Source organism: Rhodococcus sp. 14-2496-1d (genome assembly GCF_002259365.1).
GTDB lineage: Bacteria > Actinomycetota > Actinomycetes > Mycobacteriales > Mycobacteriaceae > Rhodococcoides.
The window spans coordinates 303704-316913 of record NZ_NPFV01000029.1 but is presented as its reverse complement, the minus strand read 5'-3'; the positions used below and the strand labels follow the sequence as shown (position 1 = coordinate 316913).

Annotated in this window: 13 protein-coding genes; 11 read left to right on the top strand and 2 right to left on the bottom strand. The window is 67.7% G+C overall.

Annotation, left to right across the window (positions count from 1 at the left end; genetic code table 11):
• Together CH296_RS22800 and CH296_RS22795 are read left to right on the top strand one after the other, a co-directional pair.
• Positions 1-1968 carry a primosomal protein N' gene (locus CH296_RS22800; protein WP_179277814.1) on the top strand — a complete coding sequence of 656 codons (1968 nt, stop codon included), beginning with the start codon at positions 1-3 and terminating at the stop codon, positions 1966-1968.
• 79 nt (positions 1969-2047) lie between these two features.
• The gene (locus CH296_RS22795; RefSeq protein ID WP_094685791.1) at positions 2048-2899 is read left to right on the top strand and encodes a cyclase family protein; all 852 of its coding nucleotides are present in this window, start codon (positions 2048-2050) and stop codon (positions 2897-2899) included.
• Here the strand turns inward: CH296_RS22795 and CH296_RS22790 are convergent.
• Positions 2815-4524, bottom strand: coding sequence for a GGDEF domain-containing protein (locus CH296_RS22790; protein ID WP_256980546.1), 1710 nt, complete (start codon positions 4522-4524; stop codon positions 2815-2817). The two genes, CH296_RS22795 and CH296_RS22790, sit on opposite strands and share 85 nt — an antisense overlap.
• Positions 4525-4821: 297 nt before the next feature.
• Between CH296_RS22790 and CH296_RS22785 the strand changes: the two genes are divergently transcribed.
• The 3 genes from CH296_RS22785 to CH296_RS22775 all read left to right on the top strand — a co-directional run bounded on the left by CH296_RS22785 (position 4822) and on the right by CH296_RS22775 (position 8020).
• Positions 4822-5544 carry a PadR family transcriptional regulator gene (locus CH296_RS22785; RefSeq protein WP_256980573.1) on the top strand — a complete coding sequence of 241 codons (723 nt, stop codon included), beginning with the start codon at positions 4822-4824 and terminating at the stop codon, positions 5542-5544.
• 86 nt (positions 5545-5630) lie between these two features.
• Positions 5631-6554, top strand: coding sequence for a methionyl-tRNA formyltransferase (fmt, locus tag CH296_RS22780; protein WP_094657124.1), 924 nt, complete (start codon positions 5631-5633; stop codon positions 6552-6554).
• Positions 6551-8020: an RsmB/NOP family class I SAM-dependent RNA methyltransferase gene (locus CH296_RS22775; RefSeq protein WP_179277797.1), complete on the top strand. Its 1470-nt coding sequence runs from the start codon at positions 6551-6553 to the stop codon at positions 8018-8020. The genes fmt and CH296_RS22775 overlap by 4 nt, the downstream gene beginning before the upstream one ends.
• A 33-nt stretch (positions 8021-8053) precedes the next feature.
• Here CH296_RS22775 and CH296_RS22770 read toward each other — a convergent pair whose 3' ends face one another.
• Positions 8054-8443, bottom strand: coding sequence for an MmcQ/YjbR family DNA-binding protein (locus CH296_RS22770; protein WP_032397999.1), 390 nt, complete (start codon positions 8441-8443; stop codon positions 8054-8056).
• A 36-nt stretch (positions 8444-8479) separates the two neighbouring features.
• Between CH296_RS22770 and rpe the strand changes: the two genes are divergently transcribed.
• From rpe to CH296_RS22740, 6 genes are all read left to right on the top strand, one after another.
• Complete coding sequence (gene rpe / locus CH296_RS22765) at positions 8480-9154, top strand: ribulose-phosphate 3-epimerase (protein ID WP_032398000.1); 675 nt, start codon at positions 8480-8482, stop codon at positions 9152-9154.
• Positions 9154-10185 (top strand): bifunctional diaminohydroxyphosphoribosylaminopyrimidine deaminase/5-amino-6-(5-phosphoribosylamino)uracil reductase RibD, encoded by a 1032-nt coding sequence (gene ribD / locus CH296_RS22760; RefSeq protein WP_094657127.1) that lies wholly within the window; start codon positions 9154-9156, stop codon positions 10183-10185. Before rpe ends, ribD begins: the two co-directional genes overlap by 1 nt.
• Positions 10186-10797 carry a riboflavin synthase gene (locus CH296_RS22755; RefSeq protein ID WP_032398002.1) on the top strand — a complete coding sequence of 204 codons (612 nt, stop codon included), beginning with the start codon at positions 10186-10188 and terminating at the stop codon, positions 10795-10797.
• 86 nt (positions 10798-10883) lie between these two features.
• The gene (locus tag CH296_RS22750) at positions 10884-12173 is read left to right on the top strand and encodes a bifunctional 3,4-dihydroxy-2-butanone-4-phosphate synthase/GTP cyclohydrolase II (RefSeq protein ID WP_052050500.1); all 1290 of its coding nucleotides are present in this window, start codon (positions 10884-10886) and stop codon (positions 12171-12173) included.
• Complete coding sequence (ribH, locus tag CH296_RS22745) at positions 12170-12667, top strand: 6,7-dimethyl-8-ribityllumazine synthase (RefSeq protein WP_032398003.1); 498 nt, start codon at positions 12170-12172, stop codon at positions 12665-12667. Before CH296_RS22750 ends, ribH begins: the two co-directional genes overlap by 4 nt.
• Before the next feature lie 29 nt (positions 12668-12696).
• The gene (locus tag CH296_RS22740; RefSeq protein WP_094685941.1) at positions 12697-13155 is read left to right on the top strand and encodes a PH domain-containing protein; all 459 of its coding nucleotides are present in this window, start codon (positions 12697-12699) and stop codon (positions 13153-13155) included.
• Positions 13156-13210 lie beyond the last annotated feature (55 nt).

The window sequence follows — 13210 nt, the reverse complement described above, 5'->3', positions numbered from 1 at the left end:
ATGTTGCCGCTGCCGCATCTCGACCGAGAGTTCGACTACCTCGTACCCGAGGAGATGAGCAGCGATGCTCGGCCCGGTGTGCGAGTTCGGATTCGGTTCGCGGGCCGACTGGTCGACGGCTTCGTGCTGGCCAGACTGGCCGAGACCGAGCACTCCGGCAAGCTCGGCTGGCTCGATCGGGTGGTGTCGGCAGAGCAAGTTCTGACTCCCGAGATCGCGGAACTGGCCGAGGCGGTGGCCGATCGGTACGCCGGGACCAGAGCGGACGTACTGCGTCTGGCGATCCCGGCTCGCCACGCCCGAGTCGAGGCGGAACCGACACCCGTCGTCGAGCCCCCGGTCGAGCCTGCCGTCGACAGGTCGGCATGGTCGGCCTACACCCACGGCTCGAACTTCCTCGACGCGTTGGCATCGGGACGCGTACCCCGCGCGGTGTGGCAGGCATTGCCCGGTGAGCGGTGGCCGGTGCGGCTGGCGGAGGCCGCTGCCGTGACCGTCGCCGCCGGTCGATCCGCCGTGGTGGTGGTACCCGATCAGCGTGATCTCGATCGACTGGAAACGGCCTGCACGGCTCTGCTCGGAGCCGACCGGGTGGTGACGTTGTCGGCCGGACTGGGTCCGGCGAAGCGGTATCGGCAATGGTTGCGCGGTCTGCGATCGGGCCCGGTCGTTGTGGTGGGGACGCGCAGCGCCGTGTTCGCTCCGGTGTCCACTCTGGGCATGATCGCCGTCTGGGACGACGGTGACGACAGCTTCGCCGAGCCCCGTTCGCCGTATCCGCACGCCAGAGAAGTCGCGTTGCTCCGAGCGCACGTATCCGGGGCGGCGGTGGTGGTCGGCGGACATTCGCGGACGGCGGAGGCGGAAGCTCTCGTCGATTCCGGTTGGGCACACGATCTGGTGGCTCCTCGTGAGCTGGTCCGTGAGCGTCAACCCCATGTGGTGGCCTTGGCGGACTCGGACCATGCGCTCGCGCGGGACCCGGCAGCCCGTGTCGCCCGGCTTCCCGCCATCGCGTTCGAGGCGGCGCGAGCCGCACTGAAAGCCGATTCGCCTGTGCTGGTTCAGGTTCCGCGCGGCGGATACGTGCCGTCACTGGCGTGTGCGAAGTGTCGGCACCCGGCTCGGTGTCGCCGGTGCAACGGGCCGTTGGCCCTGCCGTCGGCCCCTGGAAGCGACGGAGCCGGCAGTCCGACCTGCTCGTGGTGTGGAATCGCCGACACCGCGCATCGCTGCACCGTATGCGGATCACGCAACCTGCGGGCGGTCGTGATCGGAGCGGGCCGCACCGCCGAGGAACTCGGACGGGCATTTCCCGGCGTACCGATACACAACTCGGGAGGTGCCGCCGTGCTCGACTCCGTCCGACCCGGTGCCGGTCTGGTCGTGTCGACCGTCGGTGCCGAGCCGACGGTCGACGGTGGGTACGGCGCAGCTCTTCTGCTGGACGGCTGGGCCCTGCTCGGCCGGGCAGACCTGCGCGCGGCAGAGGAGACACTGCGTCGGTGGATGACGGCCGCCGCGTTGGTCCGGCCCGGCTCTGCGGGAGGTCGCGTTGTCGTCGTCGCCGAGTCCGAGATACCGACAGTGCAGGCGCTGGTTCGCTGGGATCCTCTGTGGCACGCCAGAAGTCAGTTGGACGAACGAGTGGAGGTACGGTTCCCGCCCGCCGTACACGTCGCGGCGATCGACGGAACCACCGATGCGATCACGGCGCTGGTGGAGGGTGCAGATCTGCCCGAGGCAGTGGAGATACTCGGACCGGTCGATCTGCCGGACGGCCAACGCGCACCCGCGGGCGGCGGTGAGGACGTGCTTCCCGGTGATGTGCAGCGGCTGTTGATACGCGTGCCGCGCAGCACCGGGGCGGCCTTGGCGCGGGCGCTGGCCGCCGCTCAGGCATCTCGTAGCGCCAAGAAGCTCGGCGGCGGAGTGCGGGTTCAGATAGACCCGATTCGAATCGGCTGACACTGCCGTCCGGGGCAGCCGTGGCCTAAGGTTGCGTCGGGGCGGCGCACGGGGCGCCGATGAGAGGTGGGTCGGGGACATGAAGAGAAGGCAGCTCTTTCGCCGTGCGACAACAGGTTTGGCAGTGGTGATCGGAGCCCGGCTCGTGGCACCTGCCTCCGCCGACGCCCTGCCCGGTACCGGCTCGGCGCAGCCGCCGACACCGGCCGTTCCGTTGTATCGACTGCTACGGATCGTGTCTCTGTCGCACGTCAACGATCCGGCGCTCACCCCGATTTTTCCCGGCGATCCCGAATTCTCGCTCGAGACGGCGTTCACCGTCGCGGACGACGGTTTCTACCTCCAGTACGTCAAGGAAGGCGAGCACACCGGCACGCACTGGGGAGCGCCCGCACACTTCCAGGAAGGTGGGCTGACCGCCGACCAGCTCGATCCGGAGGATCTGTTTCTGCCCGCGGTGAAGATCGACATTCGTGATCGGGCGGCAGCCGACGCCGACTACGCCGTGACCGTGGCCGACCTGCAGAACTGGGAAGCAGTCAACGGAGCCATTCCGCACGGCGCGGCCGTAATTCTGTGGACCGGATGGGCGTCACGCTGGGGTACCGACGCCTACGCGAACGCGGACGCGGACGGCGTGACGCACCAACCCGGCTTCTCGGCGGAGGCGGCGCAGTGGTTGATCGACACGGGCAGGCTCGCCGACAGAGGTGCCCTCGGAACCGACACCTTCGGACCCGACTTGGGCAACGACGAAACCTATCCGGTATCGGTCAAGCTCTACGACCGGCGTCGGATCAGTCTCGAGAACCTGACCAATCTGGAGTCGATACCGACCACGGGTGCCTACGTTCTGGTCGGCGGACCGATCAACCGGGCCGGATCCGGTTCGCCTGCAACCATTTTCGGATTGATTCCCAAGCTTGCCTGATCGGAACCGCTCGGGACCATGCTGAGTGTTCCTGCGGTGTCGTAGGCGTAGACGCCGGCCTTGCCCGAGCGCTTGGCCTTGTACATCGCGCGATCGGCGAGGCGCATCAGCTCGTCCTCGTCGACGTCGGAGGTGTCGGTGCCGGCCACGGTCGTCGTCGCGTCGGCGGTGCGGTCGGGACGACCGATCTGCACCACACCCACGCACGCGCCGACCGACACCGAATGGCCGTCGATCTCGTGCGCGGTCCGCATGGCCTCGGCGATGCGGACCGCCGTGGTACGGCCGGTTCGCAGATCCGCGTTCACCAGGGCGGTGAACTCGTCGCCGCCGAAGCGCGCAACCACTCCGTCGACCACGCATCGGTCGAGGCGGCGGGCGAGTTCGACGAGTAGTCGATCGCCGCCGCCGTGGCCGAATCTGTCGTTGACGCTCTTGAAGTCGTCGAGGTCGATCAGCAGCAGGACGGCGCGGCCCCGGCCCGCCCTGGCGTCGTTCACCGCCGCTCGAAGGTGTTCGTCGAACGACGACCGGTTGAGCAGCCCGGTGAGTCCGTCGTGGTGCGCGCGATACGTCAGCTCGGCCTGGGCCAGAGACAGGCTCCGAAGCAGATTGTCGTTCTGAACCAGGGTGATCACCTGGCGCACGAGCGAGAGCAGCACCACCGCCACCCCGAGTACCACCACCGTCGAATCCAGGTCCCCGGTCTGCACGCGCAGTATCGCCAGCACGATCCCTATCGCGCCCATCAGCCCGTACGGCAACAACAGTTGTGTTCTCTCACCGGTGACGGTCTCGGTGTACACCCGCGCAGCTGTCGCCGATCCGTGCAGTGACGAGCCGTGTATCGGCGGACCAGGCGGATCGTCCTCGACGGTCCTCGGGGCGGCGGCCGCGAGAGCGATGAGTGCAGTGCCTGCGATGAATCCGCCGTCGGTCAGAACCGGCATGAAGTCCGCACCGGTGGCGACGAGGTACGCGTAGATGCTGTCGGACATCGCCATCATGAGGATTCCGGCACCGAGCAGGGTGAGTTGCGTTCGGTAACGCGACGCGATCTTCGGGATCACGGCGAGCAGCACGATCATGGCCACGAGAACGAGGTCGGTGATGGGATACATGATCGCCACGAGGAATGCGATGGACTCCGATTCCGACGAGTGCACGACCGCCCCGAGGACGGTGGCCCAGGACAGAACGAAGAGGGACCCGACGACCACGGCCCCGTCGAGCAACGACATCACCCAGACATGGCGTGTACCTGCGGCCGCCCGCCGGGGCGACGGGCCGACGAAGGCGAGCAGCGCGGGCACGGCGAAGATCGGGAAGAGAAAGAACCCCACGTCGGCGACCGATGGATTCGGCAGTGGCATGTCGAGAGCGGATCGATAGAAAGCCCACACGGCCATGCCTGCGCTCCAACACGCCATTCCCGCGGCCATCAGAACGCGCCACTGCCGTTCGGAGCCCGTCCGTCTCGACGCCGTTCGCCAGCAGACGACCGTTGCGGTGATGCCACCTGCGAGCTGTGCGACGTCGTCGATCAGTACCGAGATTCTCTGGCCGAGAACGTTGGAGCCGGCGAGCAGAACGATGGCCAGGACGCAGCCGAGAACGACAGTCACGCGTCGCCTCGTCGATCCGGCCACACGGCCCCCCTCGTTCGTGAGCGATCGCTGTCGAGCCGGCCGCTGTACACGGTTCGTTGGACGTGAGCTCGCACCGACCGCGCCATTCTAACGAGCGGAAGCGATCCACGACGTGTTCCTCGGATCCGGAAAACGTAGAGGTTGCCTCTGGGTATTGTCAAAGTTCTATTGACGATATATCGTCGACTTGCAATCGATACAAAGGAGAACGACATGAATCACGCATTCGAGGGATTCGCTCACGAATTCGGACGCCGCGCAGTACGTCGCCAGATGCGAGGCGCGCCCTTTCAGATGTGGGTCGCGCAGAGCGACGATCGAGGCCCGTCGGACGATCACGGTCCGCGAGAACGAGGCCGTGGAAGGAGAGCTCATGGTGAACGGAACAGGCACGGTGAGGGTGGCCCTTTCGGACGGGGACGGGAAGGCATGCGCCCCGGCTTCGGTCCCGGCGGTTTCGGGCCGAACGGAGACTTCGGTCGAGGCCGGGGTCGGGGAGGACGCGGACGACGCGGGGACGTGCGCGCTGCGATCCTGCTACTGCTAGAGGAACGTCCGATGCACGGATACGAACTGATCCAGCAGATCGCCGCGAAGAGCAACGGAACCTGGAAGCCGAGTCCGGGTTCCATCTATCCGGCCCTGTCCCAACTCGAAGACGAGGGCTTGGTCCTGATCGACAAGGTGGCCGGCCGCAAGACGGCTGCGCTGACCGACGAGGGGCGAACGCACGTCGACGCTCATCGCGGCGATCTGGGCAGCCCATGGGACGACGTGGCAGAGTCCGTCGGTGTCGACGCTCGCGATCTTCGGGCCCTGATCGGCCAGTTGATGGGCGCAGCCGGTCAGGTCGCCGGAGTCGGCACACCGGCACAGGTGGAGCAGGCCGCCGAGATCCTCACCGAAGCACGCAGGTCGCTGTATCGGATCCTCGCCGACGACGGTCCGACCGATCGAGATCCCGACGACACGGTCGACGCCCCCGACGCGACGTGATCGGCACCTGCGGAATCGTCCGCGGCGCTCGCGACTCCCTAGGATGAACACCCGAGATCCTTTCGTCCATCCAGGGAGTTGCTCGAGTGCGCGTCGTCTTTGCCGGTACACCGGAGCCCGCAGTCCCGTCGCTGCAGCGACTGTTGGAGTCCGAACGCCACGAGGTGATCGCGGTGGTGACCCGGCCCGACGCCGCAGCCGGTAGGGGCCGCAAGACGATGCGCTCACCGGTCGGCCTGCTGGCCGACGAGCACGGAATCCCCGTGTTCGCACCCGCGAAGCCCTCGGATCCGGATTTCGTCGCACAGCTCACCGAACTCGCGCCCGACGTGTGTCCGGTCGTCGCATACGGGGCACTGCTGCCGCAGCCGGTGCTCGACATCCCTCGCTTCGGCTGGATCAATCTGCACTTCTCGCTGCTGCCCGCGTGGCGAGGTGCCGCGCCGGTACAGGCCGCCATCGCCGCGGGCGACGAGATCACCGGCGCCTCCACCTTCCTGCTCGACGCAGGAATGGATACCGGCCCGGTACTCGGCGTCGTCACCGAGCGGGTGCGCGCAACCGATACGACGGGGGACCTGCTCACCCGACTGGCGTCGAGCGGAGCAGACCTACTGGCTGCCACCCTCGACGCGATCGAGGACGGGACGGCATCCGCGCATCCACAGCCCGAGGACGGGATCTCCTACGCGAGCAAGGTGAGCGTCGACGCCGCGCGCATCGACTGGACTCGGTCTGCGGCATTCGTCGACCGGCACATCAGATCGGTCACCCCCGCACCGGGCGCATGGACCACGATCGGTGAACTTCGCGTCAAGATCGCTCCGACAACGCCCTCGGAGGACACGTTGGCCCCGGGCGAGATATCGGTGCGAAAGTCCGGCGTACACATCGGAACAGGCACGACGGCAGTGGTTCTCGGCGAAGTTCAGCCGCAGGGCAAGAAGCTCATGAAGGCACTCGACTGGGCGCGCGGCGCTCGGCTGGACGATACGGCGGTAGCACGATGACAGAACCCGACAGGCCCCGAAAGCGCGAGTCCAGTCCAGCTCGCAAGCACGTCAAGAAGTCGCCCGGAGCCCGCGGGCCGAAGGGAAACCGGCCCCCGCAAGGCGCGGGACCGCGTGCCGTCGACGCGATCGACCCTGCCCGCCGGGCTGCCCGGGACGTCCTCAAGGCGGTACGCGAGCGGGATGCCTACGCCAATCTGGTGCTTCCGGGCCTGCTACGAGAGCGCAAACTGGACTCGCGCGACGCGGCACTGGCCACCGAACTCGCCTACGGCGCGTCCCGCGCGCGTGGTGTGCTCGACGCGGTGATCGCCCATGCAGCCGGTCGGCCTGCCGCCGAGATCGACGGGCCGCTGCTCGACATTCTGCGACTCGGCTCCTACCAACTGCTCCGGACCCGAGTGGCACCGCACGCGGCCGTCGCCACGTCGGTGGACCTGGCTCGGGCCGAATTCGGCACCGGCAAAGCAGGTTTCGTCAACGCGGTACTGCGCCGCGTGTCCGAGCGGACGGCTGCCCAGTGGGTCGACGAGCTCGCGCCCGCTGCGGCAACCGATCCCGTCGGCCACCTCGCGTTCGAGTACGCCCATCCCAAGTGGATCGCGCAGGCCTTCGCCGATGCACTCGGTGCCGACGCCGGTGAACTCGCCGCGGTGCTCGAGGCCGACGACGCCCGTCCCTCGGTCCACCTGGTGGCTCGGCCCGGTGAGATCTCCGCCGAGGAACTGGCGCTGATCACCGGGGGAGAAGAGGGACCCTATTCGCCGTACGCAGTGCACCTCGACGGCGGAGATCCCGGCAAGCTCGACGCCGTCCGGGACGGACTGGCCGGGGTGCAGGACGAAGGAAGTCAACTCGTCGGCCGAGCGCTCACCTTGGCGCCGCTCGTCGGCGAGGACGGTGGCCGGTGGCTGGACCTGTGCGCCGGACCGGGCGGTAAAGCTGCCCTCCTCGGTGCCATCGCCGAGATCGACGGTGCCACGGTCGACGCCGTCGAACCGACGCCGCACCGAGCCGATCTGGTGTCCAAGACGACGAAGGACCTTCCGGTGACGGTGCACACCGTCGACGGCAGGCAGTCCGGACTCGATGGCGGCTACGATCGCGTGCTCGTGGACGCGCCCTGCACCGGGCTCGGTGCCCTGCGCCGCAGGCCCGAGGCCCGGTGGCGACGACTGCCCTCCGATGTGGCGGCACTGGTGACATTGCAGAAGGAACTGCTGGCCGCGGCAATCGAGCTGGTCCGCCCGGGCGGAGTGGTGCTGTATTCGACGTGTTCGCCGCACCTGTCCGAAACCACCGCCGTCGTCGCCGACGCGGTCCGCCGCTACGGCGTCGAACAGCTCGACACCCGCGAGCTGGTCCCAGGAGTGCCGCAACTCGGCGACGGTACATCGGTGCAATTGTGGCCGCATCGACACGGCACGGACGCAATGTTCATGGCGGCGCTGCGTAAGCCGATGTGACCGGTGAGCCGTCGTGACCGGGAAGCGGTGTGATCAGTTGCCGGCCAGGAACGTCTCGGCCACGTCTGTCGGGGCGTGGACCAGCCACCCGTCGATGATCAGTTCACGCAGTTCGTCGTCCTCGGTGTTGTCGAGGTCGACCAGAACGGCAGCGAACCCGTCGAAATGCGAGATGGTGAAACACGCCCGCGGGTGTGCGGCGAGAATCGCTTCCTTCTCGTTGAGATCCGCGGTGCGGACGGCGAGAATCGGTCCGCTGGGCGGGATCTCGCTGCCGAACCGCTTCAGATCGGCTTTGCTGAACGGGCGGACCCACGCGAACACGTTCTTGCCCACCGACCACGCCGGACGGCCGTACCGGACACTCTCGGTGACCTCGGGCAACTCGGCGATCACCGCTGTCACGGAATCCATGGTGGTCATGGGCGAACGATACCGGCTGGGCTAGGCTCGTCAATCGTGGTTTCCCCGATGATCGCCCCCTCCATTCTGTCCGCCGATTTCGCCCGGCTCGCCGCCGAAGCCGAGGCGGTGTCCGGAGCCGACTGGTTGCACGTCGACGTCATGGACGCGCACTTCGTACCCAACCTCACCCTGGGGCTGCCGGTCGTGGAGAGCTTGCTGAAGGCGACGAACATTCCGCTCGACTGCCACCTGATGATCGAGGACCCGGCCCGCTGGGCACCGCCGTACGCCGAGGCGGGTGCGTACAACGTCACCTTCCACGCCGAAGCGACCGACGACCCGTCCGCGGTTGCGCGCGACATCCGGGCGGCGGGAGCCAAAGCCGGACTGTCCGTCAAGCCGGGAACACCCATCGAGCCGTACCTCGAGATCCTGCGCGACTTCGACACGCTGCTGGTGATGAGCGTCGAGCCGGGCTTCGGTGGGCAGTCGTTCATGCCGGAGGTACTCGCGAAGGCGAAAGCCGTTCGAGCACTTGTCGATTCCGGGGATCTGCGACTGGTCGTGGAAATCGACGGTGGCATCAACTCCGACACGATCGAGCAGGCCGCGGAGGCCGGAATCGACTGCTTCGTCGCCGGATCGGCCGTCTACAACACCGCCGACCCCGCAGCCGCAGTGCGCGACCTACGCGACCGAGCCGCCCGCGCATCACACCACCTGTCGTAATGAACGGCCAGGGCGCAGCACTGTCCGTCGCGGACGCCATGGCCCTCGCCGTCGAGGCATCCGAGTCCGCCCGAGGCATCAGCAGTCCCAATCCCGCGGTCGGTGCGGTGATTCTCGATGCCGGTGGCGTCGTCGTCGGCATCGGCTCGACGCGTCCGCCCGGCGGTCCGCACGCCGAGATCGTCGCGCTGGCCGAGGCCGGTGACCGAGCGCGCGGCGGCACCGCGGTGGTGACCCTCGAACCCTGCAACCACACCGGCCGCACCGGACCGTGCTCGCAGGCCCTGATCGACGCGGGCATCGCGGCGGTCGTGCACGCCGTCGCCGATCCGAATCCGCTCGCATCGGGCGGCGCGGCAGCCCTGCGCGCGGCGGGCATTCGCGTCGAACAGGGGATCGGTGAGATCGCGGTGCGGCAGGGGCCGCTGCGCGCCTGGTTGCACAAGCAACGCACCGGTCGGCCGCACGTGACGTGGAAATATGCCGCCACCCTCGACGGACGCAGCGCCGCGGCGGACGGCACGAGCCAGTGGATCACCGGACCGCAGGCCCGGGCGCACGTCCATGCCGAGCGGGCCAAGCTCGACGCCATCGTCGTCGGAACCGGCACCGTGCTGGCCGACGACCCGCGACTGACCGCACGACGTCCGGACGGGACCCTCGCGCCGCACCAACCCGTGCGCGTCGTCGTCGGATCGCGGTCGATACCGTCGACCGCAGCGATACGTGGGACGGACGCCCCCACGGTGTTCCTCGACACACACGACCCCGCGGCCGTGATCGACGCCCTCAGCGAGCACACCGACATCCAGATCGAAGGCGGCCCGACGTTGGCCGGGGCATTCCTCGCTGCGGGCCTGGTGGACCGCGTCGTGGCGTACGTCGCACCGGCGGTGTTGGGCAGCGGGCCCACAGCGGTGGAGAATGCGGGCATCGGAACAATTGCCGACGCAATTCGGTTCCGCACGGAGACAGTCACCATGATCGGCAACGACATTCTGATCGGCGTCGTGCCCGAAGGAGCGAAGTAGATGTTCACCGGAATTGTCGAAGAGCTCGGCGAGATCGTCGCCAAGGACGAACTGCCCGACGCCGCCCGGTTCACCGTTCGGGGCCCGGTGGTGACCTCCGATGCAGGCCACGGCGACTCCATCGCGGTGAACGGGGTGTGCCTGACCGTCGTCGAGGTGCTGCCCGACGGCGGATTCACCGCCGACGTGATGCAGGAAACGCTGAACCGCTCGAGCCTCGGTGCCCTCGACGTGGGCAGCCGCGTCAACCTCGAACGTGCGGCCGCGCTCGGCAGCCGTCTCGGCGGACACCTCGTACAGGGTCACGTGGACGGCACCGGAACGATCATCGGCCGATCGCCGTCCGAGAACTGGACCGTCGTGCGCATCGCACTGCCCACCTCGGTCGCGCGCTACGTCGTGGAGAAGGGCTCGATCACCGTCGACGGCGTCTCGCTCACCGTCTCCGGACTCGGCGTCGACGACGGAGCGCACTGGTTCGAGATCTCCCTGATCCCCACCACCCTCGACTTGACCACTCTCGGCACGGCCGAGGTCGGATCGCCGGTCAACCTCGAAGTCGACGTCATCGCCAAGTACGTGGAGCGGCTGCAGACGATCGACGCACAGTAAGTACTGTTGACATGCACGCAATCGATGGTGCATCGGAGAATTTCCAGGGCGCTGAGCCAGGCCCGAGACGTATGGAGCACACCGTGGTGACCAGGTTCGACAGTATCGAGCGCGCAGTTGCGGACATCGCTGCGGGCAAAGCAGTGGTGGTCGTCGACGACGAGGACCGCGAGAACGAAGGCGACCTCATCTTCGCCGCCGAGAAGGCCACCCCGGAACTGGTCGCCTTCATGGTCCGCTACACCTCCGGTTATCTCTGCGTTCCACTCTCCGGTGAGGACTGCGACCGGCTGGGCCTGCCGCCGATGTTCGCCACCAATCAGGACAAGCACGGAACCGCGTACACCGTCACCGTCGACGCCCGCGAGGGCATCGGCACCGGAATCTCCGCCTCCGACCGGGCGGCCACGATGCGACTGCTCGCAGACCCCGACACCGGGGCCAACGACTTCACCCGTCCGGGCCACGTCGTACCGCTGCGCGCCAAGGACGGCGGAGTGCTGCGTCGCCCCGGCCACACCGAAGCCGCCGTCGACCTCGCCCGCATGGCAGACCTGCGGCCTGCAGGCGTCATCTGCGAAATCGTCAGCCAGAAGGACGAGGGCGCGATGGCCCAGACCGACGAACTGCGCGTCTTCGCCGACGAGCACGACCTCGCCCTCATCTCCATCGCCGACCTCATCGCCTGGCGTCGCAAGCACGAGAAGCACGTCGTCCGCGTCGCCGACGCCCGGATCCCCACCGGCCACGGCACCTTCCGCGCCGTCGGCTACCAGAGCATCTACGACGAGGTCGAGCACGTCGCGCTCGTCCGCGGCGACATCGCGGGCCCCGACGGAGACGGCAACGACGTCCTCGTTCGAGTGCACTCCGAATGCCTCACCGGCGACGTGTTCGGATCACTCCGCTGCGACTGCGGACCACAGTTGGACGCGGCCCTGGAGATGGTCGCCGCCGAGGAACGCGGCATCGTGTTGTACATGCGCGGACACGAAGGTCGCGGAATCGGTCTGCTGCACAAGCTCCAGGCCTACCAGCTGCAGGACGCAGGCTCCGACACCGTCGACGCCAACCTGCAACTGGGCCTGCCGGCCGACTCCCGTGACTACGGAATCGGTGCTCAGATCCTCGTCGACCTCGGCGTCTCGTCGATGCGGCTGCTGACCAACAACCCCGCCAAGCGAGTGGGACTCGACGGCTACGGTCTGCACGTCACCGAACGAGTGCCGATGCCGTTGCGCGCCAACGCCGAGAACCTCACCTACCTGCGCACCAAACGCGACCGGATGGGCCACGACCTCACCGGGTTGGACGAGTACGAGAACGGTCGTTCCGCAGGCTCCACTCCCGCATCCGAGAACGGGGCCACCTCATGAGCGGCGAAGGCGAACCCACCCTGCAGCTCGCAGGCGCCAGTGATCTCAAACTGGCGATCGTCGCCGGTCAGTGGCACCAGAAGATCTCTCAGGCATTGCTCGACGGTGCACTTCGCAAAGCCGAGTCGGCCGGGATCGAGGACGTCACGGTCATCCGTGTGGCCGGAGCCATCGAACTGCCCGTCGTCGCGCAGGCGTTGGCCCGCAACCACGACGCCGTCGTCGCACTCGGCGTCGTCATCCGCGGTGGCACACCGCATTTCGAGTACGTATGCGACGCCGTCACGGCCGGGCTGACGCGCGTCTCGCTCGACGAGGGCACTCCGGTCACCAACGGCGTGCTCACCACCAACGACGAGCAGCAGGCGCTCGATCGCGCAGGGTTGCCCGGTTCGTTCGAGGACAAGGGCGCGCAGGCCACGGCGGCCGCGATCGACACAGCGCTGACTCTCAAACACCTACGCCAACCCTGGACGAATCAGGAGTTCACGTGACCGGCAGCGCACCGTCCGCCGAGTGGGACATGGTGGTGAAGTCGCGCAAGTCGGCTCGCTACGCCGTCGCGACGGCGGTGTTGCTCGTGGTGGCGCATTCGACCGTGGCCGTCCTGCTGAGGGTCTCGCCGACCGGGGTGTACTTCAGAACCGCGGACCAACTGGCGATGGCAGGTATCGGACTTCTTCTGGGAGGCCTGGCGCTCGTGCTGACGCGCCCGCGCATTCGCGTCGGGCCTGCAGGTGTCGCGGTGCGGAACCTGTTGTCGGAGCGTCTGATCGAATGGGATCTGGTGCGTGGTCTGTCCTTCCCCGAAGGAGCCATGTGGGCCAGGATCGACATTCCCGACGACGAGTTCATCAATGTGATGGCCATCCAGTCCAACGATCGTGACCATGCGGTCGCGGCCGTACGAAAGTTCCGCACTCTCGAACGCACCTACGCGCCCGCCGCCTCCGTTCCGGACATCCCGGTCGATCGGGACTGACGTCCTACCTCCGCACCGCGGCTGAGCTGCGGATGCGGAGAACGTCGGACCCGAC

Coding starts and splice junctions, on each gene's coding strand:
- CH296_RS22770 (WP_032397999.1), bottom strand. CDS start 8,443: ATGACCACCATGGATTCCGTGACAGCGGTGATCGCCGAGTTGCCCGAG.
- CH296_RS22755 (WP_032398002.1), top strand. CDS start 10,186: ATGTTCACCGGAATTGTCGAAGAGCTCGGCGAGATCGTCGCCAAGGAC.
- CH296_RS22795 (WP_094685791.1), top strand. CDS start 2,048: ATGAAGAGAAGGCAGCTCTTTCGCCGTGCGACAACAGGTTTGGCAGTG.
- CH296_RS22785 (WP_256980573.1), top strand. CDS start 4,822: ATGCGAGGCGCGCCCTTTCAGATGTGGGTCGCGCAGAGCGACGATCGA.
- CH296_RS22800 (WP_179277814.1), top strand. CDS start 1: ATGTTGCCGCTGCCGCATCTCGACCGAGAGTTCGACTACCTCGTACCC.
- CH296_RS22775 (WP_179277797.1), top strand. CDS start 6,551: ATGACAGAACCCGACAGGCCCCGAAAGCGCGAGTCCAGTCCAGCTCGC.
- CH296_RS22740 (WP_094685941.1), top strand. CDS start 12,697: ATGGTGGTGAAGTCGCGCAAGTCGGCTCGCTACGCCGTCGCGACGGCG.
- ribH (WP_032398003.1), top strand. CDS start 12,170: ATGAGCGGCGAAGGCGAACCCACCCTGCAGCTCGCAGGCGCCAGTGAT.
- ribD (WP_094657127.1), top strand. CDS start 9,154: ATGAACGGCCAGGGCGCAGCACTGTCCGTCGCGGACGCCATGGCCCTC.